The following is a 26,187-nucleotide window of genomic DNA, read 5'->3' as shown; positions in this document are numbered from 1 at the left end:
CTAAATGGAGCCTGCACCTCTCAATAAATCGTTTTCAAAAAAAATGTTTTGAAAGCTACCCATCCATTTACCGATTTCCAAGAATCCGCTGTTCGAAACCGCATCACCCCCCGTTAACCGATGCCGAAAGAATCGGCCCCTTCGAAAGCCCACCGCCCCCCGCGAACCGATGTCCTGAGCAAGGCCCTGCGCGCTTGCCCCGCGCGATGCGAAGGATCTGCCCCTTCAAAAGAGCGCCCTTGGATCAGCACGTTAACCTGCAACAGATCCTTCGCTCCCGCATCCCATCACACGTTCCCCACTCAGGAAATCGGATCCAATGGAAAGGAATGGAATTGAATTGGAATAGAATAGAATAGAATAGAATAGAATTGGAACTGAGCTGTTCAAAACACCCACCCTCCCCGTTAACCGATGCCCGAAAGAATCGGCCCCTTCGAAAGCCCACCGCCCCCCGCGAACCGATGTCCTGAGCAAGGCCCCGCGCGTCCGCCCCGCGCGGCGCGAAGGATCTGCCCCTTCGAATGAGCACACTTTGAACAGCACACTACTGCTCCGCCACCCTTTACCCTCCACCCACTCACTCACACTCACACTCACACTCACCCTCACACTCCACACTCCACACTCACCCTTCGCCCTCCACACTCAACTCTAAATCTCTTTCCTCACCAACTTCACCACATTCTCCACATGCACCGTATGCGGAAACATATCCACCGGCTGCACCGCCACAATCTCATATTTCTCCGAAAGTATACTTAAATCCCGCGCCTGTGTCGCCGGATTACAACTCACATAAACAATCTTCCGCGGCTCCGCCTTCAATAGCATTTTACAAACATCCTCGTGCATACCGGCGCGTGGCGGGTCCGTTATAACTGTATCAGGTCTTACATGAACAGCAAGAAATTCATCATCCAGCAAATCCTTAATATCACCAGCAAAAAATTCTGTATTCGTAATGTTGTTTAACACTGAATTCGACTTCGCATCTTCTATTGCCGCCGCCACATATTCTAATCCAATAACTTTTTTCGCATGACACGCAACGTAGTTCGCAATAGTACCCGTGCCTGTATACAAATCATATACTAACTCATCACCTTGAAGATCCGCCATCCGCCAGGCGATCTTATAAAGTTCATGCGCCTGATCAGCATTCGTTTGATAAAAAGACTTTGGACCTACCCGAAACTGTAGCACACCCGTTCCATCGGGTTTAGGCATCGTTTCTGTAATGTATGGATTGCCTTTCCAGGTAAGAATATTTAAATCGCTGAAAGTATCATTCTTCTTCCCATTAATGACATATTGAAAAGAGGTGATCTGAGGAAAATCCTGCTCCAGCCGTTTCAATATTTTTTCCGTCCACTCCATCTTATCATACGTCACCTGGAGAATGATCATCACTTCTCCCGTGTTGGCGGTACGAATGGTGATGGTCCTCAAAAAACCGATTTGTTTTCGCAGGTCAAAAAACGGAATGTTATTTTTTACCGCTTCATCTCTCACCGCCAGCCTTATCGCATCAGACGGCGCTGGCTGCAGATAACAGACCTTCACATCAAACACCAGATCATATTTGCGCGGGATGTGATATCCTAATGCAGGTTCTGGGGGAGGAAGCGACTCATTTGAATTTTCATCCAACGCCATCGCTTTCTTTACCTGCATTTCTTCTCTTGTAAGCCAGCGTTGCGCCGAAAAGGTATAGTCGAGCTTGTTTCGGTAGTAGCGTGTTTTGTTCGATGGAACAATCGGCGTTATCGGAGGAAGCTGTAACCCGCCGATCCGTTCCAGGTGATCTACCGCCTGTTGCTGTTTGTATTCCAATTGCTGCGCATAATCAATATGTTGCCACGAGCATCCGCCACAAAGTCCGAAATGGATACAGAACGGCTGCGTGCGGTGCGGCGATAACGCTTTGATCGCTGTCACTTTCCCCTCCAGGAAAGAACTTTTTATTTTGGTAAGCATCACATCCACGGTATCGCCGGGGGCGCCACCCTCTAAAAAAATGACCAGATTATTTAATCTTGCTACACATTTGCCCTCAGCGGCCATGCTTTGGACTACAATATTCTCAATTATGTCTCCCTTTTTCATTGGGTGGTCAAATTACAGAAATGCGGGGGTTTTCTCCTTCGACCGAATTCTCTATATTTATTTTCTTGTTTGTGACGGGATATGAAAAGGGGCTTACTTGTTATTCTCTGCATTTTAACGTTTCCGGCGATGGCGTCCCACATAGTAGGAGGGGAATTTGAGCTGGTTCATATTTCTGGTAATAACTATCGCGTCAATCTTATTTTATATTTTGATAAAATCAATGGTAGTCCGGGTGCCCGTGATAACAGTGTTTTGGCCACCATCTACCGTAAGCGTGACAATGTGTTCATGCAAAATGTTTCTTTTGGAAGTCCTACAGAAACCAACGTAACCTATACGCAACCCGCATGTTCACGCGGTGAAATCTGGACGTCCAGGTTAGTATATACCACCAACATCGTGCTTTCTGATACACGCTACAATGATCCGGGTGGATATTATATCAGCTGGGAGCGGTGCTGTAGAAACTATGCCATCACCAATGTTTATTCTGAGAATCCCGACGTCAGTGGTCGTGCCGCCGGTCAGACTTTCTATCTTGAGTTTCCTGCCGTAGTAAAAGATGGCGCGCCATTTATTAATTCTTCTCCTCGTTTGTTTCCGCCGCTGAGCGATTATGCTTGTCCACGCAGACCTTATTACGTAGACTTTGCAGGCGTCGATGATGACGGCGATTCGCTGGCTTATTCTTTGGTAACACCACTGAGTACGCATTCTATCATTGCACTTCCGCCACCGCAGTCAGCACCCTATCCGTTGGTGACCTGGCGAAATCCTTTTAGCCTGGATAAAATTATTAACGGTGATCCCGACATGAAGATCACAACCGATGGGTTTCTGACCGCCACACCTTCGCAGCAAGGATTGTATGTGTTTGCCGTAAAGTGCGACGAATTTAGAAACGGCGTGAAAATAGGGGAGGTGCGAAGAGATTTTCAAATGCTGGTGGTCGATGTTTGTCCCCGCGCTGAAGCACCTCAGATTTTGGGTAAGAAATTAGGCGATCCCGGATTTTCATTCGACGAAGACATGCAGGTTACCTTTAGCGGCACCGTTGCAGACTCTGTGCGCTGCGTTCAGGTCCAGGTATCCGATCCCGATGCGAGTAAGCAGGACGACAACTTCTCAGAGAAGGTGAAGATCAAAGCGATACCACTCGGTTTTAAGAAAGATGTAAGCGGAATACTGCCGGATATTTCGAATGCTACGTTGGTGAATGGAAGTACCATTGCATTTGATATATGTTTTGAGAAATGTCCGTATGTCGCTGGGCCGTTTCAGGTGGGGATCGTGGCGTATGACGATGCCTGCAGTCTGCCGCTATCCGATACGTTGCGCATAACAGTGGACATCACGCCACCGCCGAATGCCCTTCCTTATTTCACAACACCGGACGTTACGGAAGTAATAAATGAAGGTGAAATTAAAACGTGGCTGATCCGCGGGTTGGATGATGATGGCGACAAACTGGTGGCGGGCATCATACCGCAGGGATTTCGCCTGGAAGACTACGGCATGACCTTCACCCAGGTAAAAAGTGAGAGCGGGTTGTATGAAGCCCAGCTTCAATGGGATACGCGGTGTGATGTAGTGGATTTTTCAAAAAAGACGTCATTTAATTTTATGGTGTTACTGGATGATATCGATGAGTGTACGCTCGCGCAACCCGATATCATGAACTTCGCATTGACGGTTAAACTGCCAGGCAATACGGTACCGATTATTGATTCCGATCTTACCCTGGATCCTTTTGAAAGAAGTGTAACCGGATTAAAACGGAAAATCAATGAATCACTCACCTTCAATGTAAAAGGTATCGACGCCGACAATGATTTAATTGTACTTGATGTACGCGGTGTGGGCTTCGATATCACCAAGTATAATGTGAGTTTCCCAACGGCGACAGGAAACAACTTTGTCCAGTCTAAATTTCAGTGGAATATATTTTGTGATGAGGTTGACCTTAGAAAGAAAGATGAATTCACATTTCAGTTTATTGTAGTCGATCATGTTAATAAGTGCCGCTACTACAACGCGGATACCCTTGACGTTACCGTAAAACTTTATCCGCCTGACAATCAGGAACCGCTGTTGCAGGTGGTGAACATGAACCAGGACATCCAAATGGCGGCGGACAACAGCATGACCGCCGTACTGGGCCAGCAAATTACACTGGCGTTGTTAGGAACAGACAAGGACAAATCTCCGCAAGCTGATTTATTAAAATTGGAGCTCATCAAAGCGGAAGGCAACGTCGAGCCTACTGGTTATGTTTTCGCCAATGCAGAAGGACGTGGCACCGTTCAGAGTACATTTTCCTGGAATCCCGACTGCTCCATATTTACGGGAGACTCGTATCGGAATCAGTATACGTTTACGTTCCGGGTAGTCGACGACAAATGTTATAGTCAGATGGGAGATACCGTTGTTGTCAACATCAATATCAATGACTTGGAAAATGAAGGAAAGGAATTTCTGCCACCAAACTTTGTTACTCCCAACGGCGATAATCGCAATGATTTTTTTGCCATGGTAAAAGAAGATGAAAACACCGGCGAGCTGGTTAACATTCTCCCAACCGATAACTGCACCGGTGTATTTGAAGGCATCATCATCTTCAACCGGTGGGGTAAACGCGTTTACGAAAGCGCCTCCCGCGACTTCCGATGGTACGCCGAAGGCGAAGTCTCCGGCATGTACTTCTACAACCTGAAATACTCCGACAAAGACTACAAAGGAATCATCACCCTCGCCTTCGATTCCTCAGAATCAAACCGGTAAAAAATATTATAGCCGCCATCCCTTTTCGATCCGATTCATTAGTTTAACGAGTGCAGTTCCACTTTCGAACCCATTCATGGATGCGGATGAGCGCGGTCTTTCCATTCAGATCCGATTTCCTGAGTGGCGGGCGCGCGCGAGCAAGCGCGAACGAAGGATCTGTCGCCGGTTACCGTACTGCCCATCCTTCCCCCTCTACACTTCCCCCTCCACACTCGCTCTCCCCCTCACTCTCCTCCAACCACTCACTTACGCCGTTGTTGGTCTTGCGAGTAAGACTAGCGGGCGGCGGGACCAACAACCGCACGCACTTGGATAACAGATTTCGATAGCACTTATGTTTCAGTAATTGACAAAGTTGAATGGAAGAATAAACGGAAGTAGCATTCCCCTCAGATCAATTTCCCGGAGGGATGAGCGCGGCCTTTCCCTTCAGATCTCCTGAGTGGTGGACGCGCGTGGGCAAGCGCGAACGAAGGATCTGTCGCCGGTTAACGTACTGTCCACACGCACTCTTTCTAAGGGGCAGACCCGTAGCGTCGCACAACCCTGTATCAACCCAGCCTCGCCCTCCACACTCATTCTCCCCCTCACACTCCTCCTCACTCTACGCCGTTGTTGGTCTTGCGAGTAAGACTAGCGGGCGGCGGGACCAACAACCGCACGCACTTGGATAACAGATTTCGATAACACTTATGTTGCAGTAATTGACAAAGTTGAATGGAAGAATAAACGAGTAGCATTCCCCTCAGATCAATTTCCCGGATGGATGAGCGCGGCCTTTCCCTTCAGATCCCTGAGTGGTGGACGCGCGTGGCAAGCGCGAACGAAGGATCTGTCGCCGGTTAACGTACTGTCCATACGCGCTTTTCCAAGTGGCAGACCCATCGCGCCGCACAACCCTATATCAAACCAGCCTCGCCCTCCACACTCACTCTCCCCCTCATTCTCCCCCTCACACTCCTCCTCACTCTACGCCGTTGTTGGTCTTGCGAGTAAGACTAGCGGGCGGCAGGACCAACAACCGCACCCACTTGGATAACAGATTTCGATAACACTTATGTTGCTGTAATTGACAAAGTTGAATGGAAGAATAAACGGAAGTAGCATTCCCCTCAGATCGATTTCCTGGATGCGGATGAGTGCGGCCTTTCCATTCAGATCTCCTGAGTGGTGGATGCGCGTAGGCAAGTGCGAACGAAGGATCTGTCGCCGGTTGACGTACTGTCCACACGCACTCTTTCTAAGCGACAGAACCCGTCGCGTCGCACAACCCTGTATCAACCCAGCCTCACCCTCCACACTCACTCTCCCTCTCACACTCCTCCTCCCATATAAGTTAAAATCACCGACGCCACCAGCAACGTCACAAAATGATAACCCGTATTAATCCCAAACAACTTCCACGACTTCCCTTCCCACGATACCGTATTCAAATCCACCGGCACATAAAAACCAAGCCACGTGAAAACAGTAGAGTTGATCACCTTAACAATAGGCGACATGCTATCCATTCCCGGAACAAAACTCCAGGCCGCGATATTATGCGCAAAGACATACGCCAGGAAAAAATTTCCGATGAGCGAAAAGATTAGTCCCGGGATCATCTGTGAACTCTTCGGTTTGGCCGACATATCGAGTCCCATTTCTTTCGCCCACGCCTTACCGAACAATGGGGTATACCAGAGAAAGCCGATGATAAAATTGGCAAGCACTGTAATAAAAACAGCACCCATGTTGATGTGTAGTTCTTGTTCCATAAAATGATTGGTTTGGTTTAGGACGGAAATGAAGTTAAATAAAAATCGGGGAATGTATGAAGCAGAAAACGGAAAAGCTGAGAAGCAAAATGTAATGCGATGAGGAATCCTTCATTAAAGAGCAGCGACCATCACGATCACATGTCGACCGAATAAATCAACGGGAACTTCTCGAACCCTTCGAAAAAAATATCAACACACTTTCGAACGATCGGCGCGTTGTGTGTTAAGCGTTGCGCTTAAAAGGTTTTATAACCTGACCGGCAACAAGTTTCCTTCTTTCACATACGCCACTTCTCCATTCCACAGCACCTGGAGCCACACATCTTTTTTACCGATGATTTCCACGCGATGACCTTCATTTACAATTTCAACAACGGGCGCACCGGGAGAAGGTCCTTCCATTAAAAATGTATGGGATGCACCCACAATACCCACAGAAATTTTTTCACCCACATTAACATGAATGAATAAGCCTAACAGCACGATCGCCGTCACAATACCCGAGGCCACAGGCCGTTCACCTTTTCGCTTGATCGCGAACGCAAGTGACAAAAGAAAGACAGCAATAACAGCGAGTGCAAGTGTGATGTGCAGGTGATAGTCATGGTAGAAGGATAACACCTGGTCCGCCTCAGAATTTTCATATCCGGCCAGGTTGTATCGCGCAGCGAGTTCCTCCATTTTTCCGAGCACGGATTTATCGTTGGTAACAACATAGTAGAGGTTGAGATAATACAGCGCCTGGCCGACACGATTCAGTCCCTCCTGGATGTACGCCATCTTGAGAAGCATGGCAGGCGTATATTCTTTTTGCTTTAAAATCGTCTCATAATGTTCGAGCGACTGCGTATATTTTTTATCCAGAAAGAGCGAATCCGCTTGTTTTAAACGGTGTACCGACACCTGCGCCTGAACCGTAATGACAGTGCCAACCAAAAGAAAATACCCTGTAATAAGAAATTTTAAAATCCAGCTTTGCATAATTTTTATATCCTGCTACCTTTGCGACCTCAATTTAGGTAAAAGCGCCAAAATTAGAGACTGTGTCCGCCGAAGCATTGACGGAGACAAAGTAAATGAATAAAATCCGATGCGTGTGAAAATGGCAAATTGTCTATTTCAAAGCGCGTCGGGAGCTTTAACGGACCGTGTCCGCCGAAGCTTGAAGAAGACTTGTATAAATTAATAATCGCCGACGAATTTTGAGTCAGGTAATACTAATTCAAAGCTCGCGTAGGCAGTTTTAGCGGACTGTGTCCGCCGAAGCATAAAGAAGTTTTGAATAAATAAATAATAGCCGACGAGTTTTGAGCCAGGTAATACTAGCTCAAAGCACGCGAAGGCGGATTCCGTAGCTCAGCTGGTAGAGCATTACACTTTTAATGTAGGGGTCCTGGGTTCGAATCCCAGCGGGATCACAGAGAAGTTTAAAATGGCCGCAAGGAGATAGTTCCTTGCGGCCTCTTTTTTTTGGATCTTGTGTGAGGTCGCGTGAGACCCTCAAGAAGTATCCTCTCCGCATGTTTAGGTTCCTGAACATTTTGATATTAACCCAACGCTTTGCTTAGAAGATTCAAAGTTTTTTAACAGAGGGAGTGTATTGCGTATTCTCAACTTCCACCAGCCAAAGTGTCGTTTTGAATATAACTTTACAGCTTTAATCATCACAACATGGTTCTGTTCTTTCTACCGTCGCCATAACATAATCCATTTCGTTTCAGATACTGCAGCCAGGCATTCAGTTATGTCGGAAGATCAAGCTATCTTTTGAACAGTCTTTCCTTGCCAACTTTAACACCGTTATGGTATAGAGAGATAAAGTAAACACCAGTTGGAAGAGCGGATATATTATGAATTGACTCCGTGGTGTCAACGGCAACCTCACTAACGATTTGACCCATTGAATTGGTCACTCGAAGATCAAGAGGAAATTGAAGGGAAGGCAGTGACAGGTTAAGATAATTATTCGCTGGATTCGGAAATATTCGAATAATAGAAGACTCTGCACTTTCTACACCCGTAATTCCTCCAATAAAGAAGGAATCTTCTTCCGAAAATTCAGAACCTTCGAAGCCATTGTCGACCGACTGAACGGACCATCGGTATGATCCTGGTTTAAGTTTTAGCTTAATACCAGTACCTGAAACATTTCCTGGTGATGGAATCATCCTTGATCCGTTCGCCATCGAATAACTATTTACGACGAACGAGCCTGCTTCGTCAACGATATACATGTTGTAAGTAAGTCCATCCTGGTCCGTTTCATTATCTTGTGATTTGTTCCAAGACAGAGTAACGAATCCATCATCAGAGACTATGCTTTCAAGGCCGGTTGGAACTGATGGCTTGTGATTTGTGATACCGAAACTCTCGGAATACATATTCCTGTATACAATTATTTTGGGGAAATGTTGGATGTCGACCTGACCTACAATGACATAGTCGAGATCCCCATCGTTGTCAATATCTCCTCTAAGAGCAGTACCGATATCTCTACCGTCCAACAAGTAATCAATGGATGTTTCTTCAAACGCACCTGCCTCATTTCTGTATATTCTTGTACGAGGCGATGTAGAGCGATCTCCGAAAACAAACGCGTCAAGGTCCCCATCGTTATCATAATCCCCCCAATCAACCGTTACACCCTCTCTAACATCAACCAGTTCAGCTATCTTCGAAAATGTTTTGTCACCGTTGTTACGGTAAATATGAGTAAGGCCGTAGTCAATTTGACATGCGTTTCGGCCCGAAACAAGAATATCCGGATAGCCATCGCTATCATAATCGCCCCACTTCATATCGCCGACGAAGTTCAAAAAATCAGCCTCTACGCCGTCCAGCTCTAACTGCGTTGGTACAAATGTTTTGTCTGATTTATTTTCAAAGATCGTAACCACGCAGGGAAATTGTCTGTTTGCTAAGAGATCAAGATCTCCATCTTTGTCATAGTCTGCCCATGCATAATCACTCTTAAGGTGCCCTTCTAACTCAATGTGACTGTTACGTGTGAATTTACCTTTACCATCATTCTCATAAATGTGGATTGATGCTTTCGTATAGTCTGGGCTTAAAGTTTGAATGGCCATATCCTCGTCACCATCATTGTCATAATCGCCAAGCGACATACCAGATTGTATTTGAATATTTGGAAAAGAAAGTTTGTCGGATTGCTCAGAAAACCCATTGCCACTTTCATTCTTGTAAAGTGTAAAAACGGGATCATGATTATAGCCACTATAAAGAAGTAAATCTATGAATCCATCATTGTTATAATCGATCCATCGTCCATCCAACGCGATTTTAGAAAATTCGACACCCGAATCTTCATACAAATCGTCGGTGAAACGAAACAGCCTGGTGCGCAATTCACTTCCGGTTGTGTATGTAAGAAGAAGATCAAGATCCTCATCCTGGTCATAATCACCAAGCAATGACATGCTTCCACCTCGACCAATAGTAAGCCACTCGCTATCAACAAACTCAAGGTCCTCGGAGGCACGCAGGGCAGTCTCGGACGCCCTAGATAGTGCCGTGTTTTCCAGAACCTGAGAGAACGTTACATATGGATAAATAACTAAAGCGATTAATAATAGCAGTCTTTTCATAAGACAGAAATGGCATAAATATAATACTTTGCGTGTATGGATAATATCCCTTTTGGCATATTCAAATTTCTTATTTGGTAGATTCTTTGGCAAGGGATGACTCGTGAGATTTGTGCAAGCCCTCAAAACTTTTTCCACCCTCCTTTTTAATATTGTGGTAGTACACGCGATGGACCTTTGCAAACAACGTTACAGTTAGTCGAAATATTTTATAAATAAACTTATCCTTCTTTCGAAAATGACTCACGCCAACATTGATTTCTTTTGAATCACCGCTTCGATGACTTTGTCCATCGCTTCCTGTTAATGGGTTAACAGTTTCGATCGTTGAGAAACGCATGTGGCCGGTTGTAAATACTGAAAAGTTGTTACTGAAAGCATAACCGACCTGAAGACTACTCGGATAGATATTGGCCATCATTTCACCCTTCTTTTCATCTAGTGAAACATACCTTGGGCTGGTAACATATTGATAACCTGAACCTGCCGAAAATACGAGAGGAAGCGCGCCGACAGTCGATCGGAGAATGACGAAGGCTTTAAGGAAATACATAAATGCTGTTGAATGATTAATTGCTAACTGCCAGAAGCAAGTTTAATGTTTATATGTTTTTGCAGGATGAGGTAACTTAGTAGTAGGGTGGCGGTCAAGGATTTTGTGACATTAGTTGAAGTGGAAAAATGCTTAGATTACGCGGGATTGTTGGTTAGAAAATTGGGACAATATACCATGAAAAATGCCATCCCTCTAGGTATCCCTCATTCCGAGAAAACACGATAAAGAGTTTATGACCAGGATAAAATCCATTGAGAGTCCGGATATTGTCTTGTTGGATATTAACATGCCCGAAATGGATGGATATGAAACGGCGATGTGGCTTAACAAGAATTTCCCTGGGTCAAAGTAATCGCGCTTTCCATGTACGATGAAGAAAAATCGATCATACGGATGATCGAAGCCAGGGCGCGTGGTTATGTTCTCAAACATGCTGAGCCCACCGAATTGAGAAAAGCTTTTGATGATGTTGTGAGCAAAGGATATTACTATTCTGATCTTGTAAGTGGCGTACTGGTACAAAGTCTTCACTCCGATGACGCAGGAAGTCCAAAGAAAATAAGTATCAATGACAGGGAAACCGAATTTCTAAAACTCGCTTGCACCGAACTTACCTATAAAGAAATTGCAGACCGAATGTGCCTGGCGCCTCGTACGATCGATGGGTACTGCGAGGCACTCTTTGAAAAACTCAATGTGAAGAGCCGCGTAGGGTTAGTAATATACGCCATCAGAAATGGTTTCGTTAAGATGGATTGATATCGCACCAATCTAAACGGCTATCCTATGACTTAAAAGGCCTATTCTTATATACAGAATAAGCATTTACAAGCATTAAGAAGCTAAAAAAGATTGTAACGCAATGCGTTGCCAATGATGTGATGGAAAAAGATCCATTCATGAATTACAAAGTAAAGGTCCGCGAGACGAACAGACCGTTCTTACTTCAAGACGAACTTGATAAAATCATAGCTTTGAAATTTACAGCAGAACGTCTGACCCAAGTGCGCGATATTTTTGTGTTCTGTTGCTATACCGGTCTGGCTTACGCGGATGTTCAGAAATTACGAAGAGTTGATATTGTGGTCGGTCACGATGGCGAGAAGTGGATTCATACCGAACGGGTGAAAACAGAAACTGCCACACGCGTTCCACTCTTACCTCAAGCGTTGAAGATCATGGATGCCTACAAAAATCATCCACAATGCGTGAATGAAGGGAAACTATTGCCAGTATCCAGCAACCAGAAAATGAACGAGTACTTGAAAGAGATTGCAGACCGATGTGAGATTAATAAGAAGATGACGTTTCATACTGCGCGACATACTTTCGCCACTACAGTTACTTTGACGAATGGTGTGCCGATTGAGACAGTAAGTAAAATGCTAGGGCATAAGACACTGAGGACAACACAGCAGTATGCCAAGATTTTGGATCAGAAGGTGAGTGAGGATATGTTAAAACTACGAGACCGGCTAAAAATTTCTTGAAAAGCCGATTTAATGAGAAAATCAGCAAAAACTTAATTGGTTGACAAAACGTATAATATTTGTATATTTGTCAACCAATTAAAATTCTTATGGATTCACCCGACAAAAACATCTTTGGAAACAGGCTAATGCTTGCCAGGAAAATGAACGGGTTTTCATTGCAAGATTTAGCAGATGCACTGCAAAATAAGATCACTAAACAAGCACTGAGTAAATATGAAATGGGCTCAATGCTGCCAACTAGTGAAATACTTGGGGAGCTTTCTAAAGTCCTTAAAGTCAAACCTGACTACTTTATTCGTCAAGGCATTGTTGAACTAGGACAAATTTCTTTTCGAAAGAAGAGCGACTTGTCACGTAAAAATGAAGAGGCGATTATTGAAAAAGCTCGGGACTATGTTGAACGATATTTAGAAATTGAAAACATACTGGGGCAAGAGCAAAAATTCATCAATCCGATTCAAGCTATCTCAGTGAAAAGTAAAGAAGATGCTGAAATGGCTGCGAATAAGCTGCGCGAAAAATGGGAACTAGGAACAGACCCCTTACCTAGTCTCGTTGAAATGCTTGAACTTCAAGGCATCAAAGTGCTACTCATCGATGATGAAGAATCTATTGATGGATTTGCCACAATTACCTCTACTGGTGTTCCTCTCGTTGTTGTGAATGTTAAAGGTAAATCGATCGAACGCGTTCGGTTTACTATAGTCCATGAGCTTGCACACATTCTAATGATGCTTAATGAAGAGATAAAAGACAATCACAAACTTGTTGAAGTCCTGTGTCATTGCTTTTCAAGCTGTTTCATCTTACCAAGAAAAAGCTTAATCCGAATGATTGGTGGAAATAACAGAAACTATATCGCAATAAAGGAATTGATTTCAATTAAGGAATACTTTGGTATTTCCATTAGAGCTATTCTTCACCGTCTTATGGAACTGCATATCATCACCGAGAACTACTACAAGCGGTGGGTTATATATATGAATAAAACCTACGGTGCCAAGAGCGAGCCCGGTGAATATAGGGGCAACGAACAGGTGAAACATTTTGAACAGTTGGTAGCGAGAGCGTTGTCAGAGGGAGCAATATCAATTAGCAAGGCGGCCGCACTGTGTAATACCAATATTAATCAGCTAAGAAAAGGCTTTATCAGTGTCAACTAACAAAGAAATAGTGATACAGGATGCTTGCATCCTATTCGACCTTATTGACTTAGGGTTGATATCAGTATTCTTTGAGTTGGATTACGATGTAATGACGACGCCCCAAGTGATGATAGAGGTTCTCGACGGAGACCAAGTGAGTTTAGCAAATAACCTTGTTAAGAACGGCAGGCTAAAGGTCGATGACAAAGGGAATCTGACAGAAATTCAGGAAATTTTAATAAAAAATTCCGGCCTCAGTTTTGCAGATAGTTCAGTCCTCGAGCTCGCGATCCGAGTGAATGGTACTGTGCTGAGCTCCGACCTAAAACTTAGAAATGCCACAAGTAGAAACGGCCTTACCGTTAGAGGAGTTTTGTGGATAGTCGAGGAGTTGCATGCGAAGAGTTTGCTCTCTTCGGATGAGGCAATTAGTAAGCTTAACCACTACCAGCGAATCAACGATAGAGCTCCACGAGCTGAAATGAAGGCCTTGGTTGATCGGATTCAAAATCAAGTGTTAAATAGATGAAAGTAATTTTGATTAATTCACCCCTATTCAGGGACAAGAATCCTCTGTATGACGAGGACTCCTTGCCGCCTATTGGGCTGGGTTACATCGCTACGCATCTACAGAACAATGGCATCGATGTGGACCTAATTGATGCTGTATATGAAAGAATTCCCCTTCGTGATCTTATTTCCTATCTGAATTTCGCCAAGCCAGAGTTTGTTGCGGCAAATGTGTTTACCACAAATTATGAATTAGTAAAGGAGCTCTTCGAATCACTCACTTTCAGTTGCCATTATATAATCGGAGGACTCGCCACGAAAGAACTTTATTATAATATCGTAGAATGGAAGACAAAAAATCTTGTAGATGTGGTGATCGGCGACGGGGAATTGATATCATTAGATATCATCAATGAAAAAATTCACCAACCACCACTTTTAGCTAAAGAAAACTTTAGGGTTTTCAAAGTTGATGGGAGTTCCAGCTATTATGTGAATGATATTTCAAGCCAGGAACTTAATCGCAGTTTTTTCTTGAACGAACCTATCCGTCATCCATTCGGATTTATTGAGGCTAATATTATTGCAAGTAGAGGGTGCATTTACAATTGTACCTTCTGTGCGGCAGCGCGATCATTGAACCAAGAATTTCCAATTCGTGAACGAAGTGAAGAATCGATAATACGCGAATTGCAAGACATAAAATCCAAGTTCCCGACTGTCAATTCTATTCGAGTGCTCGATGATTTGTTCTTGAAAAATGGGCGTACCATTGGTAAAGCTATCAATGTATTCTCTCCTTTCAACTTCCAATGGAGATCAATGGCTCATGTTCTTACGTTTCAGAATATCGATCAGTCGATCCTAAATGCTCTGAAAGAAAGCGGATGCAAAGAGCTGTTTATTGGGATCGAGTCGGGTTCGCCAAGAGTGCTGAGGTCAATAAATAAAACTCACAATCTTGATATCATCATAAAAAATCTTTCGATGGTATTGAAAGCAAAAATCAATATTAAGGGCTATTTCATTTTCGGATTCCCAGGCGAAACCCAAGAGGAAATGGAGATGACTTATCATCTTGCAAAAACTTTGAAGGAAATAGCAACAGCTGAAGGAGTAACGTTTAGGACAAGCGTTTTTCAATATCGCCCCTATCATGCAACGGAAATTTATCATGACCTAGCGTCACAGGGGAAAGCGCTTCAAGTCGAACAAGTTGCAGGAAATCAGGCATTATCGAGTCTTGTCGGAAGAATACAGTTCAATTTTCATAGCGGTAACTATGCTGCGGTTGATTCAGATACCCTACATGGTTATATTTACCGCACAACTAATTTGAACGATTCTGGACTGTTTAACGGACTCAAACCTAGCAATCAACCCGAAAAGGAGTAGTCTTTGCAAGGCTTGCGGGTTATATTTGAACCAGCTGCCCGCTGTCGATCAGCAAAAAAAAGCATCTGTTTTTTGGGTTGGACTGTCCGCTGTTGCATTCAATGACGAAGACGAAAAAATTCCACTATCGCCTTCTACCCGCTCTGGGGCATTGGTCGCCGAAATCGAAAACCCCTTTCACTCATCTCTCTCCTTTTACAAAACCAATGTTGTAAAGTGTCTTCCGCTTAAGAAGGATAAGATTAGATATCCAGCACAGCATGAGATGGAAAAATGTTATCCAAACCTCGAAGCTGAAACAAAACAGTTAAAACCAAAGGTTGTCTTCTTGCTAGGAAAGCAGGTCGCAACATTTGTGCTTTCGAAGCTCAATCTAACTGAGTATGAACTGGATGAAAATTTCAACTACGAAGTTTTTTTAATAGATGGAGTCTGTTATGTTCCGATTCACCATCCGTCCTTCGTCCTTGTTTACAAACGAAAAGCTATGGACGTTTATATCAGTCAAATCCGGTCATTAATTAGAAAGAAGTGTGTAAGAAAAACCGTCACACGTTCCTCGGTGTAGCTTTGTAGATTGCAACAATTGCGTTTACTATTGCGTCGGTGAGTTCGTGAACATTCTGTTCACCCGAATTTAAAGACAGAGTATTCCAGCCCATCTTCTCTATATAGCTCTGTGCGTCTTCGTAGCGCTGGACTTCTTTCTTTTGATCCTTTTCAAATCTTGTAAGTTGAATTCTTTGTTTTAAACGTGCAGACAGAATTTTTTCATCTGCAGTTAAGAAAATTGTAAGGTCTGGAATCAGGATTCGATCATTCAAGCTCTTAATAAATGAAAAATCAAGCCCGTCCATCATTTGATAAACAAGTGATGAAGGGAAATAGCGATCACTTACAATTACTCTACCCTTGTCAATACTTGGTCGAACGATGCGGTCAAGATGTTCATAACGATTTGCAGTAACTAAACAGGCCAACACCTCGGTTGTATAAACATCTTGGTGCTTTCTAATAAAGTTTCCTAGATCACTCGTCGTTGGCTCTTTGGTGCGTACAACGGGTATCAGCCTATGTTCAATTGCCGCGCATACCGATTCCATAACTGTTGTTTTACCAACCCCGTTGGGCCCCTCAAAAACAATAAATAGACCTTTCATGCCCAGATCAATTAAAACATGACTTGATTAACTTTTTGATCGTGAGATTCCTCAACTTTCCAAAAGCGGGCGCAATGTTTGAGTTATCGTCGCGATCTTCCTTCCAATGCAGAGCTTCATTATATATGAGACCCAAAAAATAGAAAGATTCATTTACAGGGACGCCGATACTTTCAGCATACTCTAATTTTTCGTTTGTGCCACTTACTTTTTCATTTAGAAATATTTCTCGGTGACCGGCTTCTGCAATTTGCTGATAAATTTTTCTTTCAATGTTCTTGCGCACCGCGCAGCAAACCGCAAGCGGATCAAATGTATTCTCATCGTTACAGTATTTCTGAACCTCCTCGTTTAAGAAGTTGTCGAAATTTGCTTCCTCACCCCATGTTGGGCGAAGATTCAAACCCTCAAAGTCAGCACGCCTATTAATTTGCGTGGGATGATAATGTAAAAGAAGTTTTTCAATGTCGCCTTTTACAATTGAGGTAGCCTTGTTTCTCTCTTTCAGAATCTTGACCAGATGGGGGCTAGTGGTGGCTTGCACTTTAGACAAATGATATACCTTCAGTTTGTGTTTGCTGCCGAAAACATATCCTTTAAAATAGGCCGGATCTAAGTGCGTCAAGATTAAGGGGTATAATTGCCTATTCGCTACTTTAAACTCTTCTATCAATTGCGTAGTGTAGTATTGAACTGCAACCAGGTTGGCATCGTCAAGGTAATCGAATACTTCATCAATAATCAGTATGCATTTTTGCTTCTTGAATTTTTTTCGGGCCTTCTCAAGCAGCGCCATGAAAGACAAAACATCTCTTTGTCCGTTGGATATCAAATGCGCTTTTGGAAATTCCAAAACTAGTGACCCCTGCGTTTCCTTTGGCTTGAATTCTATCCAAGTCGAGTTTAAGTCGGCAAAAAGTGAAATATAATGTTCTTTGTCGACTTCATATTCCTTTCTTTCGCAGTAACTTTTGAATCTTACTCGATCGGCATTATATAATTTAATCAACTGGATTGCCACAAGGTAACTTTCAATAACCTTGTGATGAGCTAGACCAAGATCAAATCCTAGGACGACTATGCTGATGTTTTCTAAGTATGGCGTGGATGATAGAAAATTTAATTCATTCGCTTCAATATGTGCGAGTAATTCATCTCGAGACAAAGTTGCTGGAAGTAAACCGATTCTATGGACAAATGCGTCAATACGGGTCCTTACTCCCACGTTACTAGTTCTATTAAGACTTACTAAGTTCTCATCGGACTTGAGAGCTACAAACAAACCTTGCTTTCTTAGGATGGCCGTTAGGTTGGGTAGAATTTTCCCAAGCAAACCAAACGCATTCTTTTCATCAGTAAAAGAATATTGTAAAGTCACGTTCTGTGGGACTGTATCTATCAATACAATGGGATCGATATTGAGGGACGCGCTTACGTTGGTCCTGCCACCAAACGATTGACCAACACCTTTTGCTCGCACTTGATTGCTTATAACAAAATAGTCGAAATGGTTGGAGATAGTGTTGGAATTCTCGTCGGCTAATAATTCAATTATGTCCTCGTCAGCGGGCTTATACTTCAGAACAAGCTTAGGCTTATTCGCTTCATTTTCCTTATAAAAATCACGACTGTCAAGTTTTATTCGATCGCGATTTAAGGCTTTGAAAGCGGTTGAAAAGGAACTTTTACCAAAACCATTTGGCGCGATTAAAAGACTGGGCTTGTTCGGTAAAATATCAAGTTCGAATACTTTTTTGTGAACACCATTACCAATGCCCTTGATGTTCTCAAGTTCAAATGATTTAATCATGTGTGAGGAATTTGGATGAGATTCCTCGTGGGCAAGTGATCGAGTGGATCGGGTGGGTCAGGGAATCAGTACTAAAGTAAATAATTTCCGGTCAAGCGGCAATATTTTGGTTTCATCCTCCATTGTCTTTTTTGTCAAGCAGTTAAATTTGAATGGTGAGGTTTGAATCAAAACCATTGTAAGGTTCGTTCATGTATCCATGCGGATTACACAAAACGGTCGTGTCGCCAACGTTGTACCTTATGAGCTCATGGATATGTCCATGTATCCAATAGTCAGGTTGATATTTCAAAATTGTCGCCTCAAGATTCGAAGCATAAGCTGAACACAAAACATCACTTCTAAGTCTTTCCGGTATGGACTTGATGCTTGGCGCATGGTGCGTTACAACAATATTCTTCTTTGTTGAGGAAGATTCTAGACTTGTTTCAAGCCACTTTATTGCTGCCCGATGAATAATGTAAGTGTCAATGGATCGCAGCTTAGAATAGGATGGGTCTCTCCGAATTAATTTGTAATCATTCATCCGGCTTTGACAAATGCTTCCGTTGATTCTCGGATCTCCCAATAATTCGAAGTCAGTCCACAATGTTGTACCGTGAAAAGTAACGTCATCAACCACAATTGATTTGTTTTCTAAGACATGAACATTCGTGCCCTTAGATAATTCGGCAATCTTATTTAATGTCTTAGGGTAGCTGCCGCGGTAATATTCATGGTTTCCTAAAACGTAAATCACCGGAATATTTTTGATCGTCGATAAGATCCATTGAATACCCTTGGTTCCAAGATTTACATCGCCGGCAATAACAACAACATCAGCATTGCTAAAGCTAATGTCCATAAAGCCGAACTCCTGATGCAAATCGCTGATGACCTGTATTTTCATTCTGCATATCTAACAAAATTTTACATCAACTACATTCATTGTGATTGAACTTCATTCAATTGACAAGGCAGAATTCAAATCAGGCCAAAAATATTCATCAGAAGATTATAACAACTACCGAAAACCCTTAAATGGATTGAAAGACTATTGTAGTAAATCAAATCTATAATAGTATGACATATGAAGTGATTACAAATGAGGACCTGCAGAAGTTTCGCCTGCAGTTGCTCGAAGACCTGAAAGCCTTTATGCAGCCCTCCCAACATGCAAAGGAATGGTTGAAGAGTTCTGAAGTTAGAAAGATGCTCGGCATCTCTCACGGCACACTACAAAACCTTCGTATCAAAAATGTATTGCCATACCAAAAGATCGGCGGATTAATGTTTTATAAGTACGACGACATCATCGCGCTTTTAGAAGCAAACAAAAATTCAAAATCTGTTGGTGATGGATAACCCTCAAGAGCTTATACCTTTTGTTCATAAGCTGGCTTCTGATATCCGTTTAAAGCCTAATCATATTTCACTGTGCTTTGCATTGTATCATGCATGGGTAGGGAGTAGTTTTCAAAATATTTTTCAGGTATCGAGAAGTAAGCTGATGGGTACTTCGCGTATTCGATCAAGAGCAACCTATCACAAAACCATGAAAGACTTGCAAGCATTCGGATACTTGAAGTATACACCTTCTTATCATCCTGTTAATGGCAGTTCCGTCGCTCTTGTTATTGGCGATTTTGAATGGAATCAAGGTGTCAGCAAGGTAAGCGATGACGTTGCACAAGGTCAGGCTCATTTTTAATTTTTTGATTTAAGGTCAACGAAATTTCTGTCAAGGTCAGGTCGTCACCTCGTCAAGGTCATCAAGTTTTTGTGCAAGGTCGACCTCGACCTTGTCGTCACCTTAACAAGGTCATAAAAGGAATTCAGTGTGTGCGTCGAGTAGTCGATTTGTTTAAACAGGAATTCAATATGTCTTCAACTTTTAAGAGAGTTAAAGAAGCCAGACGGAAGACTTTAAACTTTCCTGGTGAAGAAAAAAACAGGAGGGCAATTACTTTATGCGGCCCGCGGATAGCAGAAGGTTCTAGACAGAGTGAGCCCGTTGACCGCATTAGTAGCGAGGTTCAAAAAGAGACTTGTGTAAATGCGTGTGACGAGAGAAAGAGGAAGTCCAATGAAGCCCAAATTAGTCCAGCGATGACCAATAATATTCAATTAAGTCCAATGATGTTAAATCAAATTAAATGTAGGCCACACAAGAGCAATTATTACCAATGCCCGTGGCTGACGGAGCAAGCAATGTTATCGCTACGCTCAAACTGCTTGCTAAAGACTTACCACTTCGTTAAAAGTTAATTTATGGGAAGACCACATGTAGATGATAGAGACAAAAGAGTAGTGCAGGTGAATATAAGGTTGACTGAAGACGAATATAAAAAAGTAGTCGGTTACGCCTCAGACAGTGATCTAACTCCAGCAACTGGATCAGAAAAAAAATATTTACCGGAAAGTTTCCTTCCCCCAAATTGTCCGTCATAGATTCATTGGCCTACCAGGAACTTAAAAAGATTGGCGTGAATCTAAACCAGGCGATACACAAGATTAATGAGGGTGAAGTGCCAAGTTTTTTTCTAAGAATTCTATTAGACCTAAAAAAACATAAAGAACATATTTTAAATCTGATGATTGATGACAGCAAATCTGATCAAGGGTAAAAGTTTTCGAGGAGCACTCAAATACAATTTGGATAAGGTGGATAAAAATGTTGCTGAGGTTCTTGATCATTCCTTTGTAAAAGTGTCTGAGAAAATGATATTAAAGGAGGTACAAATGGTAAAAATGCTAAGGCCTAATCTGAAAAAATATTTTTATCACACCTCCATCAATTTTCCTTACAATGAAAACTTAAATAATGAGTTGATGAAGGAGATTGGTTTAGAATATTTAAAAGCAAGTGGCTCCAATCAACATCAATACATTATGTTTCGTCATTACGATGCGGATCACCCCCACCTGCATATCCTTGTCAATCGCATCGGTTACGATGGTCAAGTGATGAGCGATAGCAATGACTACGCGCGTTGCGAAAAAGTCCTCAGGGAATTGGAGAAAAAATACAATCTCACCCAAGTCATTTCAAGCAAACAAGCAAAAGAACGCTCAATGACAAAAAATGAACTTGAGATGATGAAGCGCACCAACATGCCATCACAAAAAATGGCAATGCAAATCATTCTTAAAAATGTACTGCAATCAAAATACAAGATGAATACAAATGAATTCATTTCTAATCTTCAAGCGAAAGGCGTTGATGTTTTATTTAACCAGGCATCAACCGGATACGTCAGTGGGATATCGTACAGCTACCAAGGAATGATAATAACAGGAGCGAAGCTCGGAAATGATTTCAAATGGTCATCCATTAAAAACACAATCAGCTATGAACAAGAAAGAGATCGCACAACAATTTACGAAGCAAATCTTAGATCCAAATCAACCATCGATCAACTTCGAGCAGATAACGAACATGCTCAAGGAAATAGAGCAAACGCACAGCAAGGTAATGTCAAATATGGAAGGTTATCGGATTCGGCACAAACTCGTGGACTCTTCATTTTCAGCCCGTCATTCACAGCTAGAGTCATTAAAGAAGCAGTTGGACAATCTGAACGGACAGCTGAAGGAGTCGTCAACGCTGTTTTCGAAATCCCAAAAGGTATCTCTCTGGCAACGCTATTGGACAGCAATCCTGGTCGCCATCATTTCGTCGATAATAACCAGTCTACTTTGGGCAATTTATCTGTGAAGAAGAAGCCGAAGAAGAAAAAGAGAAGGAGATTGAGGCTCTAAGGTAACCTTTCTTTCATGTAATTACAGGGCGCAAAGTATATCTATATTATACCGTTCTGGTGAATGAAAATGATATCATTACCCTGCCAGCCACATGGTACAGGCTTTCGGGACATGATGATCAAACGTGATTCCGACCTCGCAACAGTTGAAATACTGGTGAAGAAAGCTTGAAATTACTGGGATATTTCAGTAAAAATTAGAATGGAAATCTTTTGTCAATCAAATAGTTCACGAACAACGTCCGACAATGTCGGTGTAGCCCAAAGCAAAGACGTGTTACATCGCCAAATTAATTTGTAATAGTCAACAAAATTACCTCATTGAAAGACTTTTAAAATTCGCTTTTCCTTATGTTCTCTCGCTTCGCACGGCAGTTAACGGCGCAAAAATTCCGTAGTGACTTCTGGTCTCGTTACTCTTCTTTTTTCTTTTCCTCCTTCTTTTCCTTTTCACCTTCCTCTGCTTCATCCTCCTTTTCCTTGTTTGCCGTGTCGCCACCATCAGAGGCCTCCTGCTTTTTCTTTCCCAATCCAAATGAATAAGTCAGACTAACAAATCCACCACGGGTTAGTTTATTATAAGTGTCTAGGGACGTGGTTTCATTCGGTACTTCAATTGTTACACCGTTTTCGTAGTAGCTTTGAGAGAGTACTTTTATGCTACTGAAATTAAAACCTCCGCTGAGGGCGAAGCGATTGTTACGTCCAATTAGCAGACTTCCTCCAAGCAAAAATGAATAGTTTAAATCGGGAGCCGCACCAACACCAAATGAAAAAGCCGGGCTTACATCTCCTACACGTGCGTGTAGATGCATTAAGGCTGTTACGCCAATTGTACCTTTTTTGTCTTCCGGAATAATTTCCTTTACTGTGTCGGTACCAACAATGTTTTGCTTTAAACCAAATTCTTCATTTCTGAGGTTGGAATAATAGAAACCAGTCGTAAAATCAATTTTCCAGCCATATCTGATTGGCACTTCAATCACCTCGTCCGTCAAGAAAATTGATCCATTGGTATTCTCCTTAGGCTTGATGTTTAAGGTGAATACAATTTTGTCGGCGTTTTGTAGCTGCGGTACATTGTACTGATATTCAAAGCGTGTCGTTGCCAACGTAGACACGAGTATAGTGGTTTCATTTACTAGCTCATCTGGACTCTTCGGCAAGCCAAATGCTTTTTTTAAATCATCATTAAACTTTTGGACTGTGAATTCTGAATCTTTTTTTATAGCTTCCTCTATGTACGCTTTCTTAAGACTGTCATACCGCTTGTTAAAGTCAAGTTTAGCGTCGTCGATTTTAAATTGTTTTTTTATAACGGTAATTATTTCTTTTTTTTGAATTTCAAAATCAACTAGACCACTGCAGTCAAGATCATTCATTTTTGCCTTCATGAAAGCCGATACGTCTGTATTCATCTTTAAAATTTTAGACAGTTCAGTAGCGATTTTCTGGGTGAGTATGGTAAGTGGTGGATCGCCAGCCTTGCTTTGGACCGATCCAAGTTGTTTTGAAAGTAGGCCCGAAACGCTTGCAAATAATTCAGGCATATCAGTGTGTGAATTGACAAACTCCTTTCCGACGGCGATATCATATTTCAAAGTGTTAAAATTTTTAACAAGGAATACGACGCCGTAATTCTTTGTTGGTTTGCTTCTGTACCGTAGAAAAGCAGTTGGCTTGTTTTCTTCGTTGTATACTTTGTATCTATTACAGCAAGGATCATATTCAATTAGTGGGAGCCGGCATTCCAAAGAATTTGGCTTGTAAGTTGCAAATAAAAATGAAGGATTAACAAATATTATTGAAGACGGATCCAACTTAGACTCTGGGGGTTTTACGTCTGCGACAGGAACGACGTTGCCCTGTGCAGTAATTGTAAATTTTATTTGTACACGTTCTTCTTCTGGGGAACTCCTTTCGCCAATTATCGTGATGATAATATCAGTGGTTATGTCTTCCTTAATAAAGTCCTTAAGCTTAACCGTAACATCTCTGGTGCACTTGAATTTTTGATTGCCTTTGTCTTCTTGTTTATAAACAATCTCAATGTTAATCTCATCGTTCTTAAATCCGTTACAGTTGGCAAATTTCAAAACGAAATCTGGAAGGGTTACTTTATTTCCCTTGATTGCCTTCGTTTTGAAATCAACCTCTATTTGTGAGAAGACGGCTACAGGCAGGACAATAATTAGAATAAAGATAAACGTTTTCATATAAGCTATTTAAATTTGATCTCCAACCGTGATTCAAGAATGCGCGCTGGCATGATATATGAGAATTGATCGTCACCCATCACAACAGCGCCAACGATATTGTTATCCAGATCAAGGACAAGTGAACCGGAGTCTCCTTTCTCAGAAAAAGATAGTTGTCCTACTGGTCGAACTTTTATAAGGTTAGTAAGAAAATGTGGACTAGCCTCGTCATCGTAGAAGGCACCGAATTCTGGTTTGATACCTTCATATTTCCCGAATGACTTGTTTACTCCACCCACCATTCTTACCCAAACGTCTTGTTCGCCAGGTTCGATACTTCTGATACCGTTGATATTTCCCCAGTCAGCTATCACACTATCGATAGCATTACCTGCGGAAATTTTTATAAGCGCAAAGTCTACTCTATCGTCTCTGAGTACTTTTTCAATAATTCCGGTAGTCTCAGCATCATTCGCTTTATTAAATATCTTTACCGTATTGTTGTGATCCGCGAGTTGAGGCTTCGTCCACGACTTAAAGGATGTATCATAAACGCAATGAAAGCATGTAACCAAAATCAGCTGCCGTTTATAAGTAGCTGCTCCACCAATTGTACCGAAAAAAGTTGTTGGTGAGCTCTCATGGGTAACGCGCATTCCTGCTTGAACTATCATTGTAAGTTTGCGGGACTGGTGTACGATTCAATCTTGACGTTCGTATTTCGAAATAGACCCTTGATGGTCTTCGCATCCGCTACACTGATTGCATCTTTGAACTGAAGCACAACACAGACCGCCCCGTTTTGATCTGAAAGGTAATCGTAGCCTAAATACCCTTTGATGGCACGAATTGAACTAATATTCTTGGCAACTTTTAACTCAATTTCTTCTTTTGCAGCTGCTGCCAAGACAGGTTCTTGCTGAGATGCCTCTGTCGCTTTAAATCGTTTTAGCGCGGAAAACTGCAATATGATGTCTAGAACATCATGCCAGAATTTGGAACCCAAGCTGATGAATAATCCAGATAGAAATATGCCAATCAAAGACCTTCCTATTATAAAAAGGTTGGACGAGGCAATGACATCATAGATACTCACAAGCTTGCCTTCTGACAATAAGTAAAAAATATCAGCGCCCGCCAACAAACTCACGATCCACCCGCAGACTAGAGCAAGCCACATTACCTCTTTCTCTCTAAGTTTTTCCAAAGATGGACTTAGTCGTCGCGTTCTGAGGTTCGGCCAATGAAGTTTATAGAGATTGGCAAGCCGTTCACTAATAAGGCTTAGCACAAATAGTATCGTGCCAATTGTGTATAGAATATCATTTGTATCGATTTTGTTGATGACATTGGCTTCCATGGTGCAGTGAACTTTAACGTTAATTTAGCAACGACTCCAAGTGGGCTAGCGATCAGATCGGATCAGGTGGGGCGAGGAATCTTTGAAACTAAGTTAAAAGAAATGATCGCCTTTACAATTAACGTCCAACAAGAAATTTATTAATAGCGAAATTTTTTGAGATCCGGTTGTTACGAATTGTACCTTGACTGATTTCTATTCAAAGATTGCATTTCTGCTAGCTGAAGGCAAGGTGAAAAAGCCTGAATTAAAAATAGGATTTTTCCTGAACTTGTAGTTGAAAGCATGTTTCTCCTTCGGTTCGCATTCAATCGCTCAAAAATGATTCATAGATTGCTTTGGACAAATGAGCAGGAGATCGGAAGTAGGAAGTAGCAATAAACGCACAACTCTTCAACCGTGAGGACTTGATCATGGGGCTTACCATATGACGTGAGCGAACAAATTTTTTTCATGTTCAAAAATGCCGAACGCTACTGACAAGTAGTAGCAAGGCTAAGTCATTTGAACAGCTGGCAAAAGACCTACATAAATCAAGCAACGCGACTTCGCTTAC

At 42.3% G+C, this 26,187-nt stretch carries 23 protein-coding genes and 1 tRNA gene; 12 read left to right on the top strand and 12 right to left on the bottom strand.

Annotation, left to right across the window (positions count from 1 at the left end):
- Positions 1 to 252: 252 nt before the first annotated feature.
- Together P2W71_RS19265 and rlmD are read right to left on the bottom strand one after the other, a co-directional pair.
- Positions 253 to 648, bottom strand: a complete 396-nt coding sequence (locus P2W71_RS19265; protein ID WP_276372951.1) for a hypothetical protein — start codon at positions 646 to 648, stop codon at positions 253 to 255.
- A 6-nt stretch (positions 649 to 654) separates the two neighbouring features.
- Entirely contained in the window at positions 655 to 2,109 is a 1,455-nt protein-coding gene (gene rlmD, locus P2W71_RS19260) for a 23S rRNA (uracil(1939)-C(5))-methyltransferase RlmD (protein WP_276372950.1), read from the bottom strand.
- Positions 2,110 to 2,238: 129 nt separating this feature from the next.
- Here rlmD and P2W71_RS19255 point away from each other — a divergent pair, with 129 nt between their 5' ends.
- Positions 2,239 to 4,893, top strand: coding sequence for a gliding motility-associated C-terminal domain-containing protein (locus P2W71_RS19255; protein WP_276372949.1), 2,655 nt, complete (start codon positions 2,239 to 2,241; stop codon positions 4,891 to 4,893).
- 1,316 nt (positions 4,894 to 6,209) lie between these two features.
- Here P2W71_RS19255 and P2W71_RS19250 read toward each other — a convergent pair.
- Both P2W71_RS19250 and P2W71_RS19245 read right to left on the bottom strand, forming a co-directional pair.
- Complete coding sequence (locus P2W71_RS19250; RefSeq protein ID WP_276372948.1) at positions 6,210 to 6,653, bottom strand: DUF1761 domain-containing protein; 444 nt, start codon at positions 6,651 to 6,653, stop codon at positions 6,210 to 6,212.
- A gap of 249 nt (positions 6,654 to 6,902) precedes the next feature.
- Positions 6,903 to 7,637 carry an SH3 domain-containing protein gene (locus P2W71_RS19245; protein WP_276372947.1) on the bottom strand — a complete coding sequence of 245 codons (735 nt, stop codon included), beginning with the start codon at positions 7,635 to 7,637 and terminating at the stop codon, positions 6,903 to 6,905.
- Positions 7,638 to 8,001: 364 nt separating this feature from the next.
- Here P2W71_RS19245 and P2W71_RS19240 point away from each other — a divergent pair.
- Positions 8,002 to 8,074, top strand: a tRNA-Lys gene (locus P2W71_RS19240).
- Between the two features lie 342 nt (positions 8,075 to 8,416).
- Here the strand turns inward: P2W71_RS19240 and P2W71_RS19235 are convergent.
- Together P2W71_RS19235 and P2W71_RS19230 are read right to left on the bottom strand one after the other, a co-directional pair.
- Entirely contained in the window at positions 8,417 to 10,261 is a 1,845-nt protein-coding gene (locus P2W71_RS19235; RefSeq protein WP_276372946.1) for a T9SS type A sorting domain-containing protein, read from the bottom strand.
- A gap of 70 nt (positions 10,262 to 10,331) precedes the next feature.
- Entirely contained in the window at positions 10,332 to 10,814 is a 483-nt protein-coding gene (locus P2W71_RS19230) for a hypothetical protein (RefSeq protein ID WP_276372945.1), read from the bottom strand.
- 235 nt (positions 10,815 to 11,049) lie between these two features.
- On the opposite strand from P2W71_RS19230, the gene P2W71_RS19225 reads away from it, so the two are divergent.
- From P2W71_RS19225 to P2W71_RS19195, 7 genes are all read left to right on the top strand, one after another.
- Entirely contained in the window at positions 11,050 to 11,169 is a 120-nt protein-coding gene (locus tag P2W71_RS19225; protein WP_276372944.1) for a response regulator, read from the top strand.
- Positions 11,170 to 11,180: 11 nt separating this feature from the next.
- On the top strand, positions 11,181 to 11,576 hold the full coding sequence (locus P2W71_RS19220; RefSeq protein ID WP_276372943.1) for a response regulator transcription factor: 396 nt from the start codon (positions 11,181 to 11,183) through the stop codon (positions 11,574 to 11,576).
- Positions 11,577 to 11,716: 140 nt separating this feature from the next.
- Positions 11,717 to 12,307: a site-specific integrase gene (locus P2W71_RS19215; RefSeq protein WP_276372942.1), complete on the top strand. Its 591-nt coding sequence runs from the start codon at positions 11,717 to 11,719 to the stop codon at positions 12,305 to 12,307.
- A gap of 89 nt (positions 12,308 to 12,396) precedes the next feature.
- The gene (locus tag P2W71_RS19210; protein ID WP_276372941.1) at positions 12,397 to 13,473 is read left to right on the top strand and encodes an XRE family transcriptional regulator; all 1,077 of its coding nucleotides are present in this window, start codon (positions 12,397 to 12,399) and stop codon (positions 13,471 to 13,473) included.
- On the top strand, positions 13,463 to 13,984 hold the full coding sequence (locus P2W71_RS19205; RefSeq protein ID WP_276372940.1) for a hypothetical protein: 522 nt from the start codon (positions 13,463 to 13,465) through the stop codon (positions 13,982 to 13,984). The genes P2W71_RS19210 and P2W71_RS19205 overlap by 11 nt, the downstream gene beginning before the upstream one ends.
- Positions 13,981 to 15,360 carry a radical SAM protein gene (locus P2W71_RS19200; RefSeq protein ID WP_276372939.1) on the top strand — a complete coding sequence of 460 codons (1,380 nt, stop codon included), beginning with the start codon at positions 13,981 to 13,983 and terminating at the stop codon, positions 15,358 to 15,360. Before P2W71_RS19205 ends, P2W71_RS19200 begins: the two co-directional genes overlap by 4 nt.
- 25 nt (positions 15,361 to 15,385) lie before the next feature.
- Positions 15,386 to 15,928 carry a uracil-DNA glycosylase family protein gene (locus P2W71_RS19195; RefSeq protein ID WP_276372938.1) on the top strand — a complete coding sequence of 181 codons (543 nt, stop codon included), beginning with the start codon at positions 15,386 to 15,388 and terminating at the stop codon, positions 15,926 to 15,928.
- Here the strand turns inward: P2W71_RS19195 and tmk are convergent.
- From tmk to P2W71_RS19180, 3 genes are all read right to left on the bottom strand, one after another.
- Positions 15,909 to 16,520, bottom strand: a complete 612-nt coding sequence (tmk, locus tag P2W71_RS19190) for a dTMP kinase (RefSeq protein WP_276372937.1) — start codon at positions 16,518 to 16,520, stop codon at positions 15,909 to 15,911. The genes P2W71_RS19195 and tmk overlap by 20 nt on opposite strands.
- 7 nt (positions 16,521 to 16,527) lie before the next feature.
- Positions 16,528 to 18,330 carry a hypothetical protein gene (locus P2W71_RS19185; RefSeq protein WP_276372936.1) on the bottom strand — a complete coding sequence of 601 codons (1,803 nt, stop codon included), beginning with the start codon at positions 18,328 to 18,330 and terminating at the stop codon, positions 16,528 to 16,530.
- Between the two features lie 142 nt (positions 18,331 to 18,472).
- Positions 18,473 to 19,219 carry a metallophosphoesterase gene (locus P2W71_RS19180; protein WP_276372935.1) on the bottom strand — a complete coding sequence of 249 codons (747 nt, stop codon included), beginning with the start codon at positions 19,217 to 19,219 and terminating at the stop codon, positions 18,473 to 18,475.
- Between the two features lie 173 nt (positions 19,220 to 19,392).
- Here P2W71_RS19180 and P2W71_RS19175 point away from each other — a divergent pair, with 173 nt between their 5' ends.
- The 3 genes from P2W71_RS19175 to P2W71_RS19165 all read left to right on the top strand — a co-directional run bounded on the left by P2W71_RS19175 (position 19,393) and on the right by P2W71_RS19165 (position 22,071).
- Positions 19,393 to 19,674 carry a helix-turn-helix domain-containing protein gene (locus P2W71_RS19175; RefSeq protein WP_276372934.1) on the top strand — a complete coding sequence of 94 codons (282 nt, stop codon included), beginning with the start codon at positions 19,393 to 19,395 and terminating at the stop codon, positions 19,672 to 19,674.
- Positions 19,667 to 20,020, top strand: a complete 354-nt coding sequence (locus tag P2W71_RS19170; protein ID WP_276372933.1) for a hypothetical protein — start codon at positions 19,667 to 19,669, stop codon at positions 20,018 to 20,020. The genes P2W71_RS19175 and P2W71_RS19170 overlap by 8 nt, the downstream gene beginning before the upstream one ends.
- 890 nt (positions 20,021 to 20,910) lie before the next feature.
- On the top strand, positions 20,911 to 22,071 hold the full coding sequence (locus tag P2W71_RS19165; RefSeq protein WP_276372932.1) for a relaxase/mobilization nuclease domain-containing protein: 1,161 nt from the start codon (positions 20,911 to 20,913) through the stop codon (positions 22,069 to 22,071).
- Positions 22,072 to 22,486: 415 nt separating this feature from the next.
- Here P2W71_RS19165 and P2W71_RS19160 read toward each other — a convergent pair whose 3' ends face one another.
- The 3 genes from P2W71_RS19160 to P2W71_RS19150 are packed head-to-tail and all read right to left on the bottom strand — an operon-like array spanning position 22,487 to position 25,631.
- Entirely contained in the window at positions 22,487 to 24,289 is a 1,803-nt protein-coding gene (locus tag P2W71_RS19160; RefSeq protein ID WP_276372931.1) for a hypothetical protein, read from the bottom strand.
- Positions 24,290 to 24,294: 5 nt separating this feature from the next.
- Entirely contained in the window at positions 24,295 to 24,945 is a 651-nt protein-coding gene (locus P2W71_RS19155) for a hypothetical protein (RefSeq protein ID WP_276372930.1), read from the bottom strand.
- A complete protein-coding gene (locus P2W71_RS19150; RefSeq protein ID WP_276372929.1) occupies positions 24,942 to 25,631 on the bottom strand; it encodes a hypothetical protein in 690 nt (229 codons plus the stop codon). Before P2W71_RS19150 ends, P2W71_RS19155 begins: the two co-directional genes overlap by 4 nt.
- Positions 25,632 to 26,187 lie beyond the last annotated feature (556 nt).

Origin of the sequence: Chryseolinea sp. H1M3-3, from assembly GCF_029360725.1 — a bacterium.
Taxonomy (GTDB): Bacteria; Bacteroidota; Bacteroidia; order Cytophagales; family Cyclobacteriaceae; genus Chryseolinea.
Note: the sequence above shows the minus strand (reverse complement) of the source record. Positions and strands in the feature narration are given on the sequence as shown.

What these genes read in the sequence shown, in the direction of transcription:
- P2W71_RS19175 (WP_276372934.1), top strand. Translation starts at nt 19,393, where the DNA reads ATGACATATGAAGTGATTACAAATGAGGACCTGCAGAAGTTTCGCCTG.
- P2W71_RS19235 (WP_276372946.1), bottom strand. Translation starts at nt 10,261, where the DNA reads ATGAAAAGACTGCTATTATTAATCGCTTTAGTTATTTATCCATATGTA.
- P2W71_RS19250 (WP_276372948.1), bottom strand. Translation starts at nt 6,653, where the DNA reads ATGGAACAAGAACTACACATCAACATGGGTGCTGTTTTTATTACAGTG.
- P2W71_RS19165 (WP_276372932.1), top strand. Translation starts at nt 20,911, where the DNA reads ATGACAGCAAATCTGATCAAGGGTAAAAGTTTTCGAGGAGCACTCAAA.
- P2W71_RS19180 (WP_276372935.1), bottom strand. Translation starts at nt 19,219, where the DNA reads ATGAAAATACAGGTCATCAGCGATTTGCATCAGGAGTTCGGCTTTATG.
- P2W71_RS19245 (WP_276372947.1), bottom strand. Translation starts at nt 7,637, where the DNA reads ATGCAAAGCTGGATTTTAAAATTTCTTATTACAGGGTATTTTCTTTTG.
- P2W71_RS19150 (WP_276372929.1), bottom strand. Translation starts at nt 25,631, where the DNA reads ATGGAAGCCAATGTCATCAACAAAATCGATACAAATGATATTCTATAC.
- P2W71_RS19170 (WP_276372933.1), top strand. Translation starts at nt 19,667, where the DNA reads ATGGATAACCCTCAAGAGCTTATACCTTTTGTTCATAAGCTGGCTTCT.
- P2W71_RS19220 (WP_276372943.1), top strand. Translation starts at nt 11,181, where the DNA reads ATGTACGATGAAGAAAAATCGATCATACGGATGATCGAAGCCAGGGCG.
- P2W71_RS19155 (WP_276372930.1), bottom strand. Translation starts at nt 24,945, where the DNA reads ATGATAGTTCAAGCAGGAATGCGCGTTACCCATGAGAGCTCACCAACA.
- P2W71_RS19210 (WP_276372941.1), top strand. Translation starts at nt 12,397, where the DNA reads ATGGATTCACCCGACAAAAACATCTTTGGAAACAGGCTAATGCTTGCC.
- P2W71_RS19230 (WP_276372945.1), bottom strand. Translation starts at nt 10,814, where the DNA reads ATGTATTTCCTTAAAGCCTTCGTCATTCTCCGATCGACTGTCGGCGCG.
- tmk (WP_276372937.1), bottom strand. Translation starts at nt 16,520, where the DNA reads ATGAAAGGTCTATTTATTGTTTTTGAGGGGCCCAACGGGGTTGGTAAA.
- P2W71_RS19160 (WP_276372931.1), bottom strand. Translation starts at nt 24,289, where the DNA reads ATGAAAACGTTTATCTTTATTCTAATTATTGTCCTGCCTGTAGCCGTC.
- P2W71_RS19215 (WP_276372942.1), top strand. Translation starts at nt 11,717, where the DNA reads ATGAATTACAAAGTAAAGGTCCGCGAGACGAACAGACCGTTCTTACTT.
- P2W71_RS19185 (WP_276372936.1), bottom strand. Translation starts at nt 18,330, where the DNA reads ATGATTAAATCATTTGAACTTGAGAACATCAAGGGCATTGGTAATGGT.
- P2W71_RS19225 (WP_276372944.1), top strand. Translation starts at nt 11,050, where the DNA reads ATGACCAGGATAAAATCCATTGAGAGTCCGGATATTGTCTTGTTGGAT.
- P2W71_RS19200 (WP_276372939.1), top strand. Translation starts at nt 13,981, where the DNA reads ATGAAAGTAATTTTGATTAATTCACCCCTATTCAGGGACAAGAATCCT.
- rlmD (WP_276372950.1), bottom strand. Translation starts at nt 2,109, where the DNA reads ATGAAAAAGGGAGACATAATTGAGAATATTGTAGTCCAAAGCATGGCC.
- P2W71_RS19255 (WP_276372949.1), top strand. Translation starts at nt 2,239, where the DNA reads ATGGCGTCCCACATAGTAGGAGGGGAATTTGAGCTGGTTCATATTTCT.